This is a genomic window from Sphingomonas sp. GW821-FHT12D09 (assembly GCF_058807215.1).
Genome location: NZ_JBXAQL010000003.1, coordinates 373,752 through 391,173, shown reverse-complemented (window position 1 = coordinate 391,173; position 17,422 = coordinate 373,752). Strand labels below are relative to the sequence as shown.

Annotated in this window: 18 protein-coding genes and 1 tRNA gene; 7 read left to right on the top strand and 12 right to left on the bottom strand. The window is 66.4% G+C overall.

The features are described from left to right. Nucleotides 1-24: 24 nt before the first annotated feature. Nucleotides 25-1,611 carry a DUF4153 domain-containing protein gene (locus AC1RPL_RS15505; RefSeq protein ID WP_493070387.1) on the bottom strand — a complete coding sequence of 529 codons (1,587 nt, stop codon included), beginning with the start codon at nt 1,609-1,611 and terminating at the stop codon, nt 25-27. 111 nt (nt 1,612-1,722) lie between these two features. Between AC1RPL_RS15505 and AC1RPL_RS15500 the strand changes: the two genes are divergently transcribed. Together AC1RPL_RS15500 and AC1RPL_RS15495 are read left to right on the top strand one after the other, a co-directional pair. Further along, entirely contained in the window at nt 1,723-3,012 is a 1,290-nt protein-coding gene (locus AC1RPL_RS15500; protein ID WP_493070385.1) for an Hsp70 family protein, read from the top strand. Next, nucleotides 3,000-3,212, top strand: coding sequence for a hypothetical protein (locus tag AC1RPL_RS15495; protein WP_493070383.1), 213 nt, complete (start codon nt 3,000-3,002; stop codon nt 3,210-3,212). The genes AC1RPL_RS15500 and AC1RPL_RS15495 overlap by 13 nt, the downstream gene beginning before the upstream one ends. A 12-nt stretch (nt 3,213-3,224) precedes the next feature. Here the strand turns inward: AC1RPL_RS15495 and AC1RPL_RS15490 are convergent. After that, a tRNA-Ser gene (locus tag AC1RPL_RS15490) sits at nt 3,225-3,315 on the bottom strand. Between the two features lie 78 nt (nt 3,316-3,393). Here AC1RPL_RS15490 and AC1RPL_RS15485 point away from each other — a divergent pair. Continuing rightward, nucleotides 3,394-4,269, top strand: coding sequence for a peptidylprolyl isomerase (locus tag AC1RPL_RS15485; protein WP_493070381.1), 876 nt, complete (start codon nt 3,394-3,396; stop codon nt 4,267-4,269). 108 nt (nt 4,270-4,377) lie between these two features. Here AC1RPL_RS15485 and AC1RPL_RS15480 read toward each other — a convergent pair whose 3' ends face one another. From AC1RPL_RS15480 to AC1RPL_RS15465, 4 genes are read right to left on the bottom strand one after another with little or no spacing between them, the layout of a single operon-like run. After that, entirely contained in the window at nt 4,378-4,977 is a 600-nt protein-coding gene (locus AC1RPL_RS15480) for an ABC-type transport auxiliary lipoprotein family protein (RefSeq protein ID WP_493070380.1), read from the bottom strand. A gap of 8 nt (nt 4,978-4,985) precedes the next feature. Beyond that, nucleotides 4,986-5,951: an MlaD family protein gene (locus tag AC1RPL_RS15475; RefSeq protein WP_493070378.1), complete on the bottom strand. Its 966-nt coding sequence runs from the start codon at nt 5,949-5,951 to the stop codon at nt 4,986-4,988. Next, nucleotides 5,951-6,772 (bottom strand): ABC transporter ATP-binding protein, encoded by an 822-nt coding sequence (locus tag AC1RPL_RS15470; RefSeq protein WP_493070376.1) that lies wholly within the window; start codon nt 6,770-6,772, stop codon nt 5,951-5,953. Before AC1RPL_RS15470 ends, AC1RPL_RS15475 begins: the two co-directional genes overlap by 1 nt. Further along, complete coding sequence (locus AC1RPL_RS15465; RefSeq protein WP_493070374.1) at nt 6,769-7,881, bottom strand: ABC transporter permease; 1,113 nt, start codon at nt 7,879-7,881, stop codon at nt 6,769-6,771. The genes AC1RPL_RS15470 and AC1RPL_RS15465 overlap by 4 nt, the downstream gene beginning before the upstream one ends. A 61-nt stretch (nt 7,882-7,942) precedes the next feature. Here AC1RPL_RS15465 and AC1RPL_RS15460 point away from each other — a divergent pair, with 61 nt between their 5' ends. Together AC1RPL_RS15460 and AC1RPL_RS15455 are read left to right on the top strand one after the other, a co-directional pair. Further along, nucleotides 7,943-8,614 carry an HAD family hydrolase gene (locus AC1RPL_RS15460; protein ID WP_493070372.1) on the top strand — a complete coding sequence of 224 codons (672 nt, stop codon included), beginning with the start codon at nt 7,943-7,945 and terminating at the stop codon, nt 8,612-8,614. A gap of 63 nt (nt 8,615-8,677) precedes the next feature. Next, nucleotides 8,678-9,124 (top strand): pyridoxamine 5'-phosphate oxidase family protein, encoded by a 447-nt coding sequence (locus tag AC1RPL_RS15455; protein WP_493070370.1) that lies wholly within the window; start codon nt 8,678-8,680, stop codon nt 9,122-9,124. A gap of 97 nt (nt 9,125-9,221) precedes the next feature. On the opposite strand, the gene AC1RPL_RS15450 is transcribed toward AC1RPL_RS15455, so the two are convergent. The 3 genes from AC1RPL_RS15450 to AC1RPL_RS15440 all read right to left on the bottom strand — a co-directional run bounded on the left by AC1RPL_RS15450 (nt 9,222) and on the right by AC1RPL_RS15440 (nt 14,854). After that, the gene (locus AC1RPL_RS15450) at nt 9,222-10,427 is read right to left on the bottom strand and encodes a DUF445 domain-containing protein (RefSeq protein WP_493070942.1); all 1,206 of its coding nucleotides are present in this window, start codon (nt 10,425-10,427) and stop codon (nt 9,222-9,224) included. Nucleotides 10,428-10,515: 88 nt separating this feature from the next. After that, nucleotides 10,516-13,671 (bottom strand): efflux RND transporter permease subunit, encoded by a 3,156-nt coding sequence (locus AC1RPL_RS15445; RefSeq protein ID WP_493070368.1) that lies wholly within the window; start codon nt 13,669-13,671, stop codon nt 10,516-10,518. Nucleotides 13,672-13,681: 10 nt separating this feature from the next. Further along, a complete protein-coding gene (locus AC1RPL_RS15440; protein ID WP_493070366.1) occupies nt 13,682-14,854 on the bottom strand; it encodes an efflux RND transporter periplasmic adaptor subunit in 1,173 nt (390 codons plus the stop codon). Nucleotides 14,855-15,117: 263 nt separating this feature from the next. Between AC1RPL_RS15440 and AC1RPL_RS15435 the strand changes: the two genes are divergently transcribed. Together AC1RPL_RS15435 and AC1RPL_RS15430 are read left to right on the top strand one after the other, a co-directional pair. Continuing rightward, nucleotides 15,118-15,378 (top strand): GlsB/YeaQ/YmgE family stress response membrane protein, encoded by a 261-nt coding sequence (locus AC1RPL_RS15435; RefSeq protein WP_493070365.1) that lies wholly within the window; start codon nt 15,118-15,120, stop codon nt 15,376-15,378. A gap of 80 nt (nt 15,379-15,458) precedes the next feature. Next, nucleotides 15,459-16,178, top strand: coding sequence for an SIMPL domain-containing protein (locus tag AC1RPL_RS15430; protein ID WP_493070363.1), 720 nt, complete (start codon nt 15,459-15,461; stop codon nt 16,176-16,178). Between the two features lie 55 nt (nt 16,179-16,233). Here AC1RPL_RS15430 and AC1RPL_RS15425 read toward each other — a convergent pair whose 3' ends face one another. The 3 genes from AC1RPL_RS15425 to AC1RPL_RS15415 all read right to left on the bottom strand — a co-directional run bounded on the left by AC1RPL_RS15425 (nt 16,234) and on the right by AC1RPL_RS15415 (nt 17,264). Then, nucleotides 16,234-16,488: a GlsB/YeaQ/YmgE family stress response membrane protein gene (locus AC1RPL_RS15425; protein WP_493070941.1), complete on the bottom strand. Its 255-nt coding sequence runs from the start codon at nt 16,486-16,488 to the stop codon at nt 16,234-16,236. 177 nt (nt 16,489-16,665) lie between these two features. Then, nucleotides 16,666-16,965 (bottom strand): CtrA inhibitor SciP, encoded by a 300-nt coding sequence (sciP, locus tag AC1RPL_RS15420; protein WP_116839339.1) that lies wholly within the window; start codon nt 16,963-16,965, stop codon nt 16,666-16,668. A 104-nt stretch (nt 16,966-17,069) separates the two neighbouring features. Beyond that, on the bottom strand, nt 17,070-17,264 hold the full coding sequence (locus tag AC1RPL_RS15415) for a hypothetical protein (protein WP_493070361.1): 195 nt from the start codon (nt 17,262-17,264) through the stop codon (nt 17,070-17,072). Between the last annotated feature and the right edge of the window lie 158 nt (nt 17,265-17,422).

Below are 17,422 nucleotides of genomic sequence, written 5' to 3'. Positions count from 1 at the left end.
TGGATCATCGCGAGGGTGTTCCGGTCAACGGCGGAGTGGTGTGGCAACGGCATTGGCGACGGGATCGTCGGCGGGCGGAGGCGATGCCGACGGTGTGGGTGTCGGCTCGGGCGCAGGGTCGGCCTGGATCCAGCCATCGCAGTCGCGATAGGTCCGCGGCGGCAGCGGGGCGGAAGCAGGCGGGTTGGGCCCGAGCAGGCGATGCGCGGCGTCGAGCCGGCGCTGGCCCCGCCAGGTCCATGTCCGCCAGCTGGACTGGGCGCGGCTCAGATCGCGCATCACTTCGGCACGGACATGGCGAACCCGGTCGCGGAACTGCGGCGGGAGCGGACGATGCTCCAGCTCGATCAACGGGAGCAGCGCGGAAGAGCCGTTCCACGAGAGATAGCAGAGATCGAGCTCGACGCCGCGGCCACCTACCTCGCGGGCATGGCGCACGTTCCAGGCGGCGGCGCTGGCATCGAGGTCGACCACGCTTGCCGCGCCAAGCATCAGAACTGCGATCAGCGCATTGGCGTTGATCAGCCAGGCAGCGCTCTTGCCCGCCAGCATCCGCCAGCAGATCAGCGCGAGCCCGATCGCCACCAGTCCCATCCAGGCAAGCGCCGCGATGCGGAAGCCGGTGAGCGAATAGGCCTCGACATAGTCGAGCGTGCGCAGGATCGAGGAGGCGACGAGCAGCAGGTTCTGCGCCACCCACAGCACCACCAGCCGGCGGATCATCGGGTTGACCGCGCTGGCCGAGCCGGGCTTGAGCGCGACGAGCACGAACAGCCCGGCGAGCAGCGCGGTGGCGATCAGCGGATAGGCGCCGCGATGGGCATAGTCGGCCAGCGTCACGCCGGCGGGCAAAGGCGCACCGCTCCACAGGAAGGCGAGGTCGAGCCCGTTCTGGAGCGCGAACACCGTGTTGAAGAGCAGGAGCGAAAGCAGCAGCGATGCGGCGGGGATGCCGGGCAGGACGATCTCCGCACGCGGAAACAGGCTGGCGGCGCGTGTCGCCCAGCGCGTGGGGCGCAGACTCGGCCAGACCACTGCCAGCGTCATCCCCCAGAACATGACCTCGCCGAACCAGGGCAGGCGGACCTGGCCGAGCGCCTGAGCGATGAGCGGATTGGCCGCAGCGAACAGCGCGACGAACAATGCGGTCATCGCCAGCGGCAGCGCGAGCAACACGGCAAGCCCCGACGCGGTGTGTCCGCCGCGTCTTGGGCGCATGCGGGAGAGGCGGATCATATCAAGCACCGGCGTGAGTGGGCCGCTCAACCCGTGGGCGAGCAGACGCAGGCTCCAGCGCCATGCATCGTCGAACCGGCCAATGCGCGGCATCAGCGCGGCGATCGAAAGGGCGGTCCAGAACAGGATCCATCCGAGCAGGCCTGGGTCATGTGCCAGCGCCAGGGCGAAGCCGGTGGCGATGGCCAGCGCCACCAGGCTTGGCCGCCGGCGCAGCGCCGGGCGCGCGATCAGCAGCACGGCGATCCATGCCAGCGCGAGCGCGCCGACCCACGATCCGACATAGCCGTCGAGGAAAAGATGATCCGCGGCGACGATCAGCGCGAGCGCGGCGACTATCTTGAGGAGGAAGCTGAAGCGTGCAGTGCGGGCCATGCGGATCTCCCAGGTTCGGGAGCGCTGATGGGCCGGCGCCGTCCAGCCGAACCGCCAAAGGCCAAGGAGAGGTTGTGCAGAAACGGTGCAGGGCGATAGAGGCGCCCGACCATGACTTTGCTCCCCGCCCTCGGATTCGATTTCGGCACCACCAATTCGGTCGCGGCGCTTGCGGGCGATGCGGGCTCGGAGCTCGTGCAGCTCGACGGCCCCGATCGCGCCGATCCGGTGTTTCGATCGGCCCTGTGCTTCTGGCAGGACGAAGACGAGCGCGGCGGGTTGGGCGCGGCGGCAGGGCTCTGGGCGATCGCCGAATATCTGGAATTCCCCGAAGGCAGCCGTTTCCTCCAGTCGTTCAAATCGGTCGCCGCCAGTGCCAGCTTCGAGCATGCTGCGGTCTTCGAGAAGCGCTTTCGCTTCGAGGAACTGGGGCGCCGTTTCCTTGGGTTGATGGCGGCGCGGGCAAAGGGCGCGCTGGACGGCGGCGCACAGCGCGTCGTGGTTGGCCGCCCGGTCGAATATGCCGGCAGCCGCCCCGACGCGGCGCTCGCCCGCGAGCGCTACGACATGATGTTCGCCGGCTTCGGCGCCGAGATCCATTATGTCTATGAGCCGCTCGGCGCCGCATTCAGCTACGCCTCGCGGATCGAGGATCCGGCGACGGTGCTGGTCGCCGATTTCGGCGGCGGCACCAGCGATTTCTCGGTGGTGCGGATCGAGGCGCCGGGCGCCGCGCATCGCTGCACTCCGCTCGCCCATGCCGGCGTCGGCATCGCCGGCGACCGGTTCGACCAGCGCATCGTCGAGCACCTCGTCCTGCCGCTGCTCGGCAAGGGCGGCAGCTATCGCTCGTTCGACAAGGTCCTCGACATCCCGGCCGGCTGGTTCACCGATTTCTCCGATTGGTCGCGCCTTGCGCTTATGCGTAACCGCAAGACGCTCGCCGAGCTGGAGAAACTGAAGCGCGCCGCGCTCGACCCCGACGCGATCGCCCGGATGATCGCCGTGATCGAAGGCGAACTCGGCTATCAGCTCTATCATGCGGTGGGCGCGCTCAAGCGGGCGCTGTCGGGGGAGGACGCCGCGCATTTCCATTTCGCCGGCGGCAACCTCGCGATCGAGGCGGATGTGACGCGCACCGAGTTCGAAGGCTGGATCGCGCCCGATATGGTGCGGATCGAAGCGGCGGTGGACCACGCGCTGGAGCGGGCCGGCACCGACGCGGCGGCGATTGATCGCGTGTTCCTGACCGGCGGCACGTCGCTCACGCCGCGCGTGCGGCAGCTGTTCGCCGAGCGATTCGGCGCGGACAAGCTCGCCACCGGCGGCGAACTCACGTCCATCGCGCATGGTCTGGCGCTGATCGGCCAGCAGGACGACGTCGCGGCGTGGACCGCCTGAACTCGATTTCCGCCAAGGCTTTGAAAGGCTTGAATTTGCGGGATTTGCCCACGCCGGGACAAGCAGGCCCTGGCACTATTCGCGATGAGGAGGAGCGGCCGAACCCGAGTCCGGACCGCTTCAGCGAAGCTGGTGAATCCTACATTGCAAGCCCAGTCGGCCGTACAAAGATCTCCGAAGAGATCCATTCATTTGAATGATTTATATTGAAGTGGCGGAGCGGGAGGGATTCGAACCCTCGATACGCTTTTGGCGTATACTCACTTTCCAGGCGAGCGCCTTCGACCACTCGGCCACCGCTCCGCATGTCCCGGAAGTTGCGTGCCCTAGCGATTGGCGAAGCCCTAGGCAAGCGGGGGACGGCGTGCCAGTCTCGTCCCCATGCTGAAGCCGATCCTTGCGCTTGCCGCGCTCGCCGCCGCCCTCCCTGCAATTGCCCAGACCGCAGCGCCGACGCCGGCCGATCCGCTGCCCGAGGACTGGAAGGCGATACCCGACAACGAGATGCTGGTGATGACGCTGCAGGGCGGCCACCAAGTCTTCATTCGCCTCGCCCCGCGCTATGCCCCCGTGCACGTCGCAAATATCCGCAAGCTTGCCGAGGCGCGCTGGTGGGATGGGACCAGCGTCTACCGGGTGCAGGACAATTACGTCACGCAATGGGGTGGCGGTGACGACAAGACCGCGCTGCCGCCGGGCGTGATCGAGAATCCGCCGGCCGAATATGAATGGCCGGGCTTCGATGCGGTGAAGGGTTTCGCCTTCGCCAAGCCGGACTCCTACGCCGCCAAGACCGGGATCAGCGCCGATGGCTGGCCGCTCGCCAATTACGGCGCGGTGAGCGCGCTGACGCATTGCTATTCGATGGTCGGCGTGGCGCGCGACCTGGCGCCTTCCACCGGCAGCGGCGCCGAGCTCTATACGGTGATCGGCCACGCCCCGCGCGCGCTCGACCGCAATATCGCGATTGTCGGCCGGATCGTGGAAGGCATGCAATGGCTGTCGAGCCTGCCACGCGGCACCGCGCAGCTCGGTGTCTATGCCAAGGACCAGATGGCCACGCCGATCCTCTCGGTGCGTCTCGCCAGCCAGCTGCCCGAGGACGAGCGCCCGCACTTCCAGTACCGCGCGACCGACAATGTCCGCTTCGCCGCCTGGATCAAGGCGCGCGAGAATCGCGACGGGGCCTTCTTCACCGTGCCGATGGGCGGGGTCGATGTGTGCAATGCGCTGCCGGCGGTGCGGCGGGCGCAGTAGGATCGGTTCGTCATCCCGGCCAAAAGCCGGTATCTCAGGCGATGGCGGGAAAGAGCCGCACGGGATCCGGCTTTCGCCGGGAGACGGCCCCGTTTCCGGGTTCGCGCCTTACTTGCCTACCCAGTCCGAGACTTCGACTGCAACCTGGTTCGCTGCCGTATTGAGCGCCGCGGCGACGAGGTCGGGCTTCACTTCGGTCAGCGGGGCGCGGGCTTCGAAGCGGCGCTTCTGGAACTTGGCGGGGTCGTCGCTCTGGACCAGCACCGCGTCGAACTGGACCACCGCTTCGTTGGTATCGCCATCGATACCGAAGCGGCGCAGCTCGCCCGAAAGCACAGCGCCCGGATCGACCTGGGTCTGGCGATAGCTGAGCACCGGGCGGCCGGTGCGCGCCGAGATGGTGTCGCCGACGAGGCGGGCGAACAGGCGCGGCGGCGCCTCCACCCACTGCGCATCCTTCACATAGGCGACGGCATTCTCGCCCTGATGGACCGGCACCCGCGTCGTCGCCAGCTCGTGCGGCACGGTCGGGAACAGCACGGTGACGGTCGATCCCGAGGCGGGCGTCTGCACCTCGCCGGGCTTGACCTGCTCGGCCGCCTGGATCGTCATGAACGGCACCTTGGGAGGCTTGCCGCCGAACGAGATGCACCCGGAAAGCGTGGCCGCGAGCGGGGCGGCGAGCAGGAGCAGGACGAGCTTCTTCATCGCGGGTCTCACTTCTTGGGCTTGTAGTCAGGGAGCTTCGGACTGCCGACCAGGCTGGAGGCGCCGCCCTGGTCGAGCTTCTCGGCGACCGAGGAAAGCGACTGCGCCATCTGGCGCAGGTCCTGGATCAGCTGGCCGACCTCGGGGATGGTCTTCTTCGAGAAGGCCTGGGCGCCCGGCCGAGCGTCGTTGAACAGCAGGTCGAGCGTGTCCATGCTCTTCTTGGCCGAGGCGATCGTCTTGTTGAGGTTGGCGATCGTAGGCTTCACGTCGTCGGCGAGCGTGCCGTTGGCGGTCTCGGCCAGCTTGCCGATCTGCTCGGTGGCGACGCCGAACTTCTGGACCGCGATCCGCGTCTCGGCGAGCGTGGCGGCGATTTCCGGCCCGCGATCGGCGAGCGCGTCGGTCAGCCGGTTGGTGTTCTGCAGGATGCCGGCGATCGAGGCCTGGTTCTTGTCGCTGAGCATTTCGGTCAGCCGCTCGGTCAGCGTGGTCAGTCGCTCGAGCAGCTTCGGTGCCGAGGAGAAGAGCGCGCCGAGGCCGCCGACCTTGGTGGGGATCACCGGCACGCCGAGCGGGCAGGCGGCGCGGGGGTTCTCGTGCGGGCAGCGAATCGGCGGGGCACCCTTCACGGCGCCTTCGAGCTGGACGGTGCTCGGGCCGGTGAAGCTGCTCTGGATCGTCGCGGTAGTGCCTTCGAGGATCGGCACTTCGTCCTTCACCGTGATGCGCACGCGGACGAGCTGGGGATCGGGCTTCCAGAACTCGATCGTCTTGACCTGGCCGGAAGGCACGCCGGAAAAGGCCACGGCCGAGCCGGGGTTGAGCCCGTCGACCGCCTGGCGGAAGAAGATGTCATATTCGCGCTCATTGCCGCCGCTGAGCCGCGCCAGCCAGACGATGAACAGGGCAAGCACCGCCAGCAGGATCAGCACGACGGCGCCCACCAGCACGTGATTCGATCGAGTTTCCATCAGCCCTCAGCCCCGTTTTCGGCCGTCTGCACCTTGGCGCTGGCCACCGCGTTGCGTCCGCGCGGTCCGTTGAAATATTCCTGGATCCACGGATGGTCCAAGGCGAGCAGCTCGGGAATCGTCCCGACCGCGATAACCTTCTTGTCCGCCAGCACCGCGACCCGGTCGCAGATCGCATAGAGCGTATCCAGATCGTGCGTGATCAGGAATACGGTGAGCCCCAGGGTCTCCTGGAGCGAGGCGGTGAGCTCGTCGAACGCGGCGGCGCCGATCGGATCGAGCCCGGCGGTGGGCTCGTCGAGGAACAGCAGCTCGGGATCGAGCGCGAGCGCGCGGGCCAGGCCGGCGCGCTTCTTCATGCCGCCGGAAAGCTCGGCCGGGAATTTGGGCGCCGCGTCGGGCGGCAAGCCGGTCATCACTACCTTGTACGCCGCGATCTCGTCGAGCAGCGCCTGGTCGAGATTGGGGTAGAATTCCTTGAGCGGGACCTGGACATTCTCCGACACGGTGAGCGTGGAGAAGAGCGCGCCGCCCTGGAAGAGGATGCCCCAGCGCTTGCGGATCGCCGTCGCCTCGGTTTCGTCGCGGCCGATCGTATTCTCGCCGAACACTTCGATCTCGCCTTCGATCGGCGTCTGCAGCCCGATGATCGAGCGCATCAGCACCGATTTGCCGGTGCCCGATCCGCCGACCACGCCAAGGATCTCGCCGCGATGCACGTCGAGATCGAGGCCGTCATGGACGAGTTGGTCGCCGAAGCCGTTCTTCAGGCCGCGGACGCTGATGACGATGTCGTCATCCGGGGGCGTGTCGCCGCTCATATCCAGCCCACCTGGGTGAAGAACACTGCGAAGAAGGCGTCGAGCACGATCACCAGGAAGATCGCCTGGACCACTGCGATCGTGGTGCGACGGCCGACCTGCTCGGCATCCGCTTCGACCTGCATGCCCTGGAAGCAGCCGGCGATGGCGATGATCGCGCCGAATACCGGCGCCTTGACCAGCCCTACCCAAAGGTCGGTGAGCGGCACGACTTCGCGGATGCGCTGGACGAAGGTGATCGGCGGGATGTCGAGCTGGATCCAGCAGAGCAAGCCGCCGCCGATGATACCGATCAGCGCCGAATAGAAGCCGAGCAGCGGCAGCATCAGCACCACCGACAGCACGCGCGGGACGACCAAAGCCTCCATCGGCGAGACGCCGATCGTGCGCATCGCATCGATTTCCTCGGTCAGCTTCATCGTGCCGAGCTGGGCGGCGAAGGCCGATCCCGAACGGCCGGCGACCATGATCGCCGTCATCAGGATGCCGAGTTCGCGCAGAGTGATTCGGCCGAGCAGGTTGATCGTATAGACCTCTGCACCGAACTGGCGGAGCTGCACCGCGCCTTGCTGGGCAATGACGATGCCGATCAGGAAGCTCATCAGCCCGATGATGCCGAGCGCCGAGACGCCGACCACTTCGAAGCGATGGACGGTGGCGTGGTAGCGGAAGCGCTGGGGGTGGGTCGCGACATTCCAGAAGGCGACGATCGTGGCGCCGAAGAAGCCGAGCAGGCCGTAGAGCGTGGTGCCGGCGGTGACCACCGCATCGCCGACTTCGCCGAGCAGGTGGACGAAGGGCGATGCCGGCTGGCGTGGCAGCTCGATCGGATGCTCGGCGGCGACGACCTGGTCGAACAGGTGCTGGCTTTCGGCGCGCAGCCCCTCGACCTTGGCTTCCTTTTCGCGGGCGAAGCGGTGGACCACCCAGGCGCCGACCGTGTCGATCCGATCGACGCCCGACAGGTCGATCGTGCTGACCGTGCAATCGACGGCGCTCAGCCGGTCGGGCAGGTCGCCAAGTGCGGCGAGCGACAAATTGCCGGTGAAGCGGAGGACTGCGCCACCGCCATCGGAATCAACTCGTTCGAAATCGGCAGCTGCGCTCATCACGCGCACCTTTCCGCGATTCGGACTGGATCGGCAAGCGTCCCCGCTCGTAGATGCCTCAATGCACAAACTCGCAATCTACGACATGGACAAGACGATCACCGCCGCGCCGACCTGGACGCGCTTCCTGATCGCTGCGGCAAAGGCGCGTGCGCCCTGGCGGCTGGCGCTGTTCCCGGCGGTGGGCGTGGCCGGAATCGGCTATATGCTCAAGCTGGTCGATCGTGCCGGATTGAAGCAATTCTCGCAGAAGCTGCTGCTCGGGCACGCGCTGACGCCCGACGAGATGACTCGGGTCGCTCAAGCCTTTGCCGAGCATGAAGTCGCCCACGGCGTGCTCCACGGCGCGCGCGAGCGGATCGCGGCGGACCGGGCCGATGGCTATCGCCTGGTCATGGCGACTGCCTCGCACGGCTATTACGCCGCCGCGATCGGGCGCCTGCTGGGCTTCGACGATGTGATCGCCACCGAGGCGAAACGCGATGGGCAAGGCCGGATTCTCTCCCTGATCGAGGGGGATAACTGTTACGGACCCGTAAAGCTCCATCGGATCGAAAGCTGGATGGCGGGGCAGTCGATCCCGCGAGGCAGCGCGCATGTCCGCGCCTATTCGGATCATGTCTCCGATGCGCCCTTGCTCGACTGGGCGGACGCGGGGTTCGCAGTCAACGCGCACGGGCCGCTGCAGAAGCTTGCCGCCGAAAAGGGCTGGCCCCTTTTGAACTGGAAATAGCGCGACTGGAGATAATCTGCGCGGCGAACGTTCTCTCCCCCGCAATTCATGCGGAGAGGATATATGGCCAAGACCCTGAAAGAGCTCGCCGAATTGATGAAGGACGTCGATTTCGCGATGCTCTCCACCCATACCGACAATGGCGCGATCGCGGCGCGGCCGATGAGCAACAACCGCGATGTCGATTATGACGGCGACAATTGGTTCTTCGCTTGCGAGGACACGCGGCTGATCGCGGATATCGTCGCGGACGCCAATGTCGGCCTCGCCTTCCAGGCGAAATCCGGGTTGCTCGGCATGAAGCCCGTCTTCGTCCATATCGAAGGCCAGGCCGAGCTGATCCGCGACAAGGCGGCGTTCGAGGCGCATTGGACCAAGGGACTGTCGATGTGGTTCAAGCAGGGCGTCGACACGCCCGGCCTGGTGCTGATCAGGGTGCATGGCACCCGCGCGCATTATTGGGACGGCGAGGACCAGGGCGAGATATTGCTGGAGGGTGTGGCAGCCTGAGACTCAACAAGCGTCATCCCGGCGGAAGCCGGGATCTCGTACGGCCTTGGTCCCGCGCCATCGCCTGAGATCCCGGCTTTCGCCGGGATGACGACGACTAGAGCAGCGCGTCCACGGTGTGGATCGCCACGCCGACCAGCCCGCCCACCAGGGTGCCGTTGATCCGGATATATTGGAGGTCGCGGCCCACGGCATTTTCCAGCCGGCCGGCGATCGTCTGCGCGTCCCAGCCCCGAATCGTGTCCGAGACCAGGCGAACGATGCCGTCGCCATAATCCGTCGCCGCGCCGACCGCGGTGCGCCGGGCGAAGCGGTTGATCGTGTCGGCCAGCCTGCGGTCGGTTTGCAGCGTCTGCCCCAGCTGACGCATCGCGTCGCCGAACGCTCCGGTGCGCAGCGCATCCGGATTGCGTGCCACGCGCAGCAGCGCCGCGCGGCCTGTTTCCCAGATACCCATCCACCAATCGGCCAGGGCGGGATTGTCGAGCAGCTCATTCTTGAACGCTTCGACCTGCGCTCGGCGTACCGGATCGGTCTGCAGGTCGTGCGCCAGTTGCGCCATGCCTTCCTCGGCCTTGGTGCGCAGCGGATGATCTAGATCATTGGCCATGTCGCCGATCAACTTGCCAAGGCCCTCGATGATCTTGTTGGCCAGCGTCTCGTCGAGGCCGGTCCATCGCATCACGGAGCCCGAGCGGTCATGCACCATCTGGCGGATCAGGTGCTCGTTGGCGTCGAGCACCTTAGCCGCCCAGCGGATGATGCCGTCCAGCAGCGGGCGGTGCCGGCTCTCCTGCATCGCGGCCTCGAGCGCCCGGCCGAGCAGCGGCGCGATCTCCAGGGCGCGCAACCGTCCCGCCAAGGTGTGCTTGACCATGCCGCCCAGCCGCTCCTGGTCGAGCGCCTCCAATATGTCTGCGGCCAGGCGGCCGAGCCCGGCGCGTAGCCGGCCGCGTCCTGCCTCCGGGCTGGCGAGCCAGCGGCCGGCGGCACCGGCAATGTCCAGCCGCTGCATCCGGCGGGCGACGACCTTGGGCGTCAGGAAATTGTCGCGCAGGAACTGGGCGAGGGTGCTGGCGATCCGGTCCTTGTTGCGCGGGATGATCGCGGTGTGGGGGATCGGCAAATGGAGCGGATGGCGGAACAGCGCCGTCACCGCGAACCAGTCGGCGAGCCCGCCGACCATCGCCGCTTCGGCAAAGGCGCGGACATAGCCGATCGCCGGGTGCACAGGATCGAAGGCGCGGGCGAGCAGGAACAGCGCGGCCATCGCCACCAGCAGCCCGGTCGCCACCAGGCGCATCTGGCGAAGGCCGGGAGAGACCGGCTCAGACGAAAGGGGAGTGCGCAACAAGGTCACGCACTCCCCAATACATCAGACGGGATCAAGTTCACTCCGCGGGCTGCGGCGAATCGTCCCCGGGCTTGTGTTCGATCGTCCCGGTGTCGTGCTTCGGACCGATCACCCGGGCGCCATCGTCGCCTGGCCGGAAGGTGAGCAGGCGGCGCGACAGGCGCGGCCCGAGCCAATGTTCGAGGCCAACTGCCAGGCTGAACAAGGCAGGCACCATCACCAGCGTGAGCAGCGTCGAGAGGATCAGGCCGCCGATCACGGTGATGCCCATCGGCGCGCGCCACGAGCTGTCGCCCGAGAGCGAGAGCGCCGTCGGCACCATGCCCGCGACCATCGCCACCGTGGTCATCACGATCGGCTGGGCGCGCTTGTGCCCGGCGTCGACGATTGCCGTGAACTTATCGACGCCCTTGGCCATCTCCTCCAGCGCGAAGTCGACGAGCAGGATCGAGTTCTTCGCGACGATGCCGAACAGCATCAGCGCGCCGATCAGCACGGGCATCGAGATCGGCTGGCCGGCAATCCAAAGTGCGAGCAAACCGCCCAGCGGCGCGTTGAGCAGCGAGCCCATGTTGACCAGCGGCGACATGAAGCGGCGATAGAGCAGCACCAGCACCGCGAAGACCAGGAACACGCCCGACATCAGCGCGATGACGAAGTTCTTGACCATCTCCGCCTGCCATTTCTGGTTGCCGACGGTCATTTCCGCGACACCGATGGGCAGGTTCTTCATGACCGGCAGCTCGTGGATCTTCTGGAGCGCGACGCCCGAGACGATCGCCTTGCCGGTCTTGGGGTCGGTCGCCAGATCGGCGCCGACGACGACGCGGCGCTGCAGGTTCAGGCGCTCGATCTTGGTGGGGCCGGTACCGAAGGCGATATCCGCCACGGTACCGAGCTGGACCGATCCGCCGCTCTGCGTCTGCACCGGCAGGTTCTTGATCGTGTCGAGCTTGGCGCGGGCATTCTCCTCCAGCGCCACGCGGATCGGGATCTGGCGATCGGACAGGGAGAATTTCGCGCTGTTCTGATCGATGTCGCCCAGGGTCGCGATGCGGATCGCGCTGGACAGCGCCGCGGTGGTGACACCGAGGTTCGCCGCCAGATCGAGCCGCGGCTTGATCACGATCTCCGGCCGGTTGAGGTCGCCCGCGATACGCGGCGCCACCAGCTCCGGCATCTTCGACATCTGCTCGACCAGCTTGAGCGCCGTGGCGGTGAGCAAGGCGGGATCCTCGCCGCCCAGCGTGACCGTCAGCGCGCGGCCGCTCGAACCCCAGCCGCCCTGCGAGCGGAAGCCGACGCGGGCATCGGGGATCTTGAGCAGGTCGGGCGCGAGGCGGCGGGTGAACTCGTCGCTCGTCTCCTTGCGGTCGTCCTTGAGCTTCACCATCACGCGGCCATTGCCGACACTGGCGCGCTCGTAGAGATTCTCGACGATCGGCTCGGTGCGCAGGCGATCGGCGACCTGATGGACGACGCGGTCGGTCTGTTCGAGCGTGGTGCCCGGCACCATCTCGACATTGACGGTGACCTGGTCCTCGTCCTGCGTAGGCTGGAAGGTCATCGGCAGGATGAAGAACATGCCCACTGTCATCGCCAGCGAGACGAAGAAGCCGACGATCGCCGCCCAGCGATGCCGCAGCGTCCAGCGCAGCAGCTTCACATAGGCGTTCATCAGCCAGTTGTCGCCGTGCTTGGCCTCGCCATGCGCCTTGAGGAAATACGCCGCGATCATCGGCGTGACGAGACGCGCCACGGCAAGGCTCATCAGTACCGAGGCGACCACGGTCAGGCCGAAATTCTTGAAGAACTGGCCCGAGATGCCCGGCATCAGGCCGACCGGCAGGAACACTGCGACGATCGACATGGTGGTGGCGAGCACGGCGATGCCGATCTCGTCCGCCGCGTCGATCGATGCCTGATAGGCCGATTTGCCCATGCGCATGTGCCGGACGATATTCTCGATCTCCACGATCGCATCGTCGACCAGCACACCGGCCACCAGCGAGAGCGCGAGCAGGGTCATCTGGTTCAGCGTGAAGCCCAGCAGGTCCATGAACCAGAACGCCGGGATCGACGAGAGCGGGATCGCCAGCGCCGAGATCACGGTCGCACGCCAGTCGCGCAGGAAGATCAGCACCACGATGACGGCGAGCACGGCGCCTTCGATCATCGCTTCCATCGCCGAGTGATATTGCTGCTCGGCGTATTTGCTCCAGTTGGCGAGCAGCTCGAACCGGACTTTGTCGTTGTTCTTCTGGAGCTTCTCGAGCGCCTTCTGGGCATCGTGATAGATCGTCACGTCCGATGCGCCCTTGGCGCGCTGGATGTCGAACGAGATCACCGAATGGCCGTTGAACCGCGCGGTGCTGCGCAGTTCGGCATAGCTGTCCTGCACGGTGGCGATATCGGCCAGACGCACGGTGCGCCCGCCGCCCAGCGAGATCTGGCTCTGGCCCAGCGCATAGGCGTCCTTGGCGTTGCCGAGGACGCGCACCGACTGCTCGTAGCCGGAGATTTCGGCGCGGCCGCCGGCGGCGTTCATGTTCACCTGGCGCAGCTGCTGGTTCACCTGGCTGGCGGTGAGGCCGTACGCCTGGAGCTTGGCCGGATTGATCTGGACGCGGATCTCGCGGTTGACGCCGCCATTGCGGTTCACTGCCGACATGCCCTCGATCGAGAGCAGGCTCTTGGCGACCGTATTGTCGATGTACCAGCTGAGCTGCTCGACGGTCATGTCGGGCGCGATCGCGGTGAAGCTGGCGATGTCGTTGTCGCTGGCCGAATCGACGCGGCCGATCTGCGGCTCCAGGATGCCGTCGGGCAAGTTGCCGCGGACCTGCTGGATCGCGCTGCGCACATCCTCGACCGCGCGGTCGATCGGGGTGCCGATCGCGAGCTGGACGACCGTGGTCGATTGGCCCTCTGTCACCGTCGAGTTGATCTCGTCGATGCCCTGCAGGCTGCGCACGGCGCTTTCGACCTGCTGGGTGATCTGCGTCTCGAGCTCGCTGGGCGCAGCGCCCGGCTGGCTGATCGAGATCCAGACGATCGGGAAATCGATGTCCGGATTGTTGTTTACGTCCATCCGGTTGAAGCTGACGAGGCCAGCCACCGTGAGGAACAGGAACAGGACGATCGGCGGAACCGGATTCCGGATCGCCCAGGCGGAGATATTCCGGAAGCTCATGACGCGTCCCTTACTGCTTCTTGAGGGCCTGGGGGATGACCTTCTGCCCCGGGTTGAGGAAGGCGCCCGCCGTCAGCACCACGCGCTCGCTGCCGCTCAGGCCCTGGGTGATCGACACGCCGGCATCGGTCACCTCGCCGGTGACGACGGGGGTGCGGACTGCCTTGTCCTGTCCATCGAGCGTGTAGACGTAATTGCCCTGCGCATCGGTCTGGATCGCCGACTGGGGCAGGATCACCGCATTGCTCGAGCCGACGATGATCTGCGCGGAGGCGAAGCCGCCGGGGCGCAGCGCCGGATTGTAGCTGAGCTGGACGCGGGCGATGCCCTGGCGGGTGTTCGGATCGATCACCGGCGAGACCTGCCACACCGTGCCGCTGAACATCTGGGTGCTGCCGGTGGGCGTGACCTGCGCGGTCGAGCCGACGCGGGTGCGCTGGAGATCGGCCTCGGCGAGCTGCGTGCGCAGCTCCATCTGGCCGCCCATCGCCATGCGGAAGAGCACGCCCGAACCGGCACTGACGATCTGGCCGGGCTCGACCTGGCGGGTGAGCACCAGGCCGGCTTCCGGCGCGCGGATGTCGAGGCGGCCGTTGCGTGCATTGGTCTCGGCGAGTTGGGCGCGGGCGACGCGGACGCGGGCCGAGGCCTGGTCGCGAGCCGCGGTGAGCCGGTCGATGTCCGCCTTGGAGACGAAACCGTTGGAGACGAGGCTCTGTGCGCGGTCCAGGTTCGCCTGGGCGAGCTTGGCATCGGCTTCGGCGACGCGAACCGAGGCCGAAAGCGAGCTGGCGGTCTGCGCCTGGACCGAGCGGTCGACGGTGGCGAGGATCTGGCCCTTGCCCACCCAGGTGCCCGGCTCGACCAGCACGCGCGTGACCAGGCCGCCTTCGCCGGCGACGCCCACGGGCATCTCGCGCTTGGCGGCAAGGCTGCCGGTGCCGCTGATCACGGTCTGGATCGACTGGCGCCCGGGAACCGCGACCGTGACGGTCGGGATCTGCGAATCGTTCTTGGCCGCGGCCGCAGGACCCTTCTTGGTCGCGGCACCGTCCCGATTGCCCATCATGAAGAAGGCGGCGATGGCGATGACCGCCACCACGGCCAGGGTGATCCACAACCAGCGCCGCGACTTCGGCGCGTCGTCACCCGTATATTGCAGCCGATCCTGTCGTCCGAACATCCCTGCCTCGTAATTCGTGTGCGAGATCCGATCCGGTCGAAATGACCGGTGCCCCCAATAGATCGCACTGTATTATATGAATAAGGCACCGGCTACAAGAGCCGTTTCGCAAGTGCGGCGCGAATGCCCGTTTCGGCCATTTTCCGCAAGTATCTGGATTGTTTCTGGCACCGTTTCCGACAAGAAACGGTTGCAATGCCGGCCCGTCGGGGCGACGCTCGCGCTCGGTCCGGGGGAGACGGGCCGAATCGAGGAGGAAGTAAATGCCTCATGGGATTATTGGGTGGCTGCTCATTGGCCTGGTTGCCGGTGCGCTGGGCAAGCTGATCATGCCGGGCAAGGATCCGGGCGGCGTGATCGTCACGATCCTCATCGGTATCGCAGGCGCGCTATTGGCCTTTTACCTGACGCCGATGCTCGGCCTGGAGGTGCGTGACAGCACCTGGCAGGCCTATGCCGCGGCAACGGCGGGCGCAGTGGTGTTGCTTGCGCTGTATCGGCTGATCATGGTTCGGCGGGCGTAAAGCCCCATTTCCGTTCAGGTTGCATTTGTCCCGCGCACGGCATGGCTGTGTGCGGGACAAATCATTTTGGGAACGTATCGATGATTCGCACAGCTCTTGCCGCCTCCGCCGCGCTGCTCACCGTGGCCGCGCTGCCCGCCGCCGCGCAGCAGGAGGCGCACCCCGTGCTGCTCGACGGCACCGTGCTGGATGTAAGCGCGACCGGCACCAGCACGCGCGTGCCCGATCTCGCGGTGATCCAGGCGGGGGTGGTCACCCAGGCGCTGACCGCGGCACAGGCGATGCAGCAGAACAACGCGCAGATGACCCGCGTGCTCGCGGCGCTGCGCGGTGCGGGGGTCGCTGAGCGCGACATCCAGACCGCGCGGATCAGCCTGAGCCCGCAATATCGCTATGCCGACAACAAGCCGCCGGTGATCACCGGCTATCAGGCGACGAATCAGGTCTCGATCCGCTTCCGCGACGTGGCGAAGAGCGGCACGATCCTCGACGCGCTGGTCCAGGTCGGTGCCAACGATATTTCGGGTCCCAATCTGACGATCGACAAGCCCGAGGGCGCGCTCGACGAGGCGCGGATGGATGCGATCAGGCAGGCGCGGGCCCGGGCCGAGCTCTATGCCCGCGCGGCGGGGCTCAAGGTCGATCGTATCCTGGCGATTTCGGAGAGCGGTGCGCTGCCGCCATCGCCGATGCCGGTGATGATGCGCGCCCAAGCCGGCATGGTAGCCGACAAGCTCGAAGTAGTTGCCGGCGAGCGCGAGCTCAATGTCAGCGTGTCGGTCCGCTTCCTGCTCAAATGACATGAAAAAGGGGCCGTCCCTTACGGAGCGGCCCCTTTTATAGATCCGATCCCGGTTAGCGCAGCGAGCCGCGGCGAACCAGATTGACCAGCGCGAGCAGAATGATCGCGCCGACCAGCGATACCAGGAACGTCGTCGGATTGATTGCGCCGTTGATGTCACCGGTGCCGAACAGCCAGCCGCCGATGAATGCGCCGACGATGCCGACGATGATGTTCAGGAAAATACCCTGCTGGGCATCGGTACGCATCACAATGCTAGCAAGCCAGCCGACGACGCCGCCGATGACCAGCCAAACGATCAGACTCACCATAAGTCCCTCCGTTGTTACGGCCCGTTGATCGGGCGACGAGGGGAAAATGAGCGGCTGGTCGTATTGGTTCCGTACCGATATTTTGCACCGGATCGGGAACTTTTCGGATTGCCATCAAATAAAATGGCCCGTCCCGGGTGCCGGAACGGACCAATTGCTCCTTGAGGAAGGAGCTCAGTACTTCTGCTGGCGCTCGTAGAGCGAGCGGTAATGCTGGATGCGCGTGACGCGCAGGCCGGGCATGCCCGAACGGTCGATCGCGCGCTGCCAGCCGGCGAATTCCTCGACGGTCAGGCCGTATCGCTCGCAGACTTCATCGACGCTGAGCAGACCGCCATTCACGGCCGCGACCACTTCCGCCTTGCGGCGCACGACCCAGCGAGTCGTCTCGGGCGGCGGAAGGGTATCCAGCGTAAGCGGCTCGCCAAGCGGGCCAATCACTTTCGCCGGACGGATCTTCTGGTTCTCAATCATCTACTCGCCTTTCGGGGCGGGGGGCCCCCGCTACGCAACTCAACAAAACGACCCATATTCGCCGCACTTGAACCGGGGCTAAAACAGCTCGGTAAACGTGCGATTCATTCCTTGTGCCATCGGGTAAGGGCAGCCGCCGCGGAGCGGTGGAAGGCCCCGTGGATCGGCGCGAGCAGTTGCTCGACCGGCGCGACCAGCGCCAATCGGGCCTGCGCGCGGGCCGTGGGGCTCGCCGCCTGGCGCGCCGCCACGCCGACCAGCAATACCGCCAGTTCGGTCGGCATGGCGGTAACCGCCACATCACGCTCCAGTCTGGCGAAACTCAGGTCCACGCTGTTTACCCATCCGACAAATAAATCACTTCGGATGACTGCTTGTACGCAAGAGAGTTGAAGGGTCCGTAAAGCAGGTGAAAACGTGCGCTTAACCAGGGTTACCGGAATCCCACCAAGACTGG

Excerpts from the sequence above, each read along its gene's own strand:
- AC1RPL_RS15505 (WP_493070387.1), bottom strand. The coding sequence starts at position 1,611 with ATGGCCCGCACTGCACGCTTCAGCTTCCTCCTCAAGATAGTCGCCGCG.
- AC1RPL_RS15500 (WP_493070385.1), top strand. The coding sequence starts at position 1,723 with ATGACTTTGCTCCCCGCCCTCGGATTCGATTTCGGCACCACCAATTCG.
- AC1RPL_RS15485 (WP_493070381.1), top strand. The coding sequence starts at position 3,394 with ATGCTGAAGCCGATCCTTGCGCTTGCCGCGCTCGCCGCCGCCCTCCCT.
- AC1RPL_RS15480 (WP_493070380.1), bottom strand. The coding sequence starts at position 4,977 with ATGAAGAAGCTCGTCCTGCTCCTGCTCGCCGCCCCGCTCGCGGCCACG.
- AC1RPL_RS15475 (WP_493070378.1), bottom strand. The coding sequence starts at position 5,951 with ATGGAAACTCGATCGAATCACGTGCTGGTGGGCGCCGTCGTGCTGATC.
- AC1RPL_RS15470 (WP_493070376.1), bottom strand. The coding sequence starts at position 6,772 with ATGAGCGGCGACACGCCCCCGGATGACGACATCGTCATCAGCGTCCGC.
- AC1RPL_RS15465 (WP_493070374.1), bottom strand. The coding sequence starts at position 7,881 with ATGAGCGCAGCTGCCGATTTCGAACGAGTTGATTCCGATGGCGGTGGC.
- AC1RPL_RS15460 (WP_493070372.1), top strand. The coding sequence starts at position 7,943 with ATGCACAAACTCGCAATCTACGACATGGACAAGACGATCACCGCCGCG.
- AC1RPL_RS15455 (WP_493070370.1), top strand. The coding sequence starts at position 8,678 with ATGGCCAAGACCCTGAAAGAGCTCGCCGAATTGATGAAGGACGTCGAT.
- AC1RPL_RS15450 (WP_493070942.1), bottom strand. The coding sequence starts at position 10,427 with ATGCGCCTGGTGGCGACCGGGCTGCTGGTGGCGATGGCCGCGCTGTTC.
- AC1RPL_RS15445 (WP_493070368.1), bottom strand. The coding sequence starts at position 13,671 with ATGAGCTTCCGGAATATCTCCGCCTGGGCGATCCGGAATCCGGTTCCG.
- AC1RPL_RS15440 (WP_493070366.1), bottom strand. The coding sequence starts at position 14,854 with ATGTTCGGACGACAGGATCGGCTGCAATATACGGGTGACGACGCGCCG.
- AC1RPL_RS15435 (WP_493070365.1), top strand. The coding sequence starts at position 15,118 with ATGCCTCATGGGATTATTGGGTGGCTGCTCATTGGCCTGGTTGCCGGT.
- AC1RPL_RS15430 (WP_493070363.1), top strand. The coding sequence starts at position 15,459 with ATGATTCGCACAGCTCTTGCCGCCTCCGCCGCGCTGCTCACCGTGGCC.
- sciP (WP_116839339.1), bottom strand. The coding sequence starts at position 16,965 with ATGATTGAGAACCAGAAGATCCGTCCGGCGAAAGTGATTGGCCCGCTT.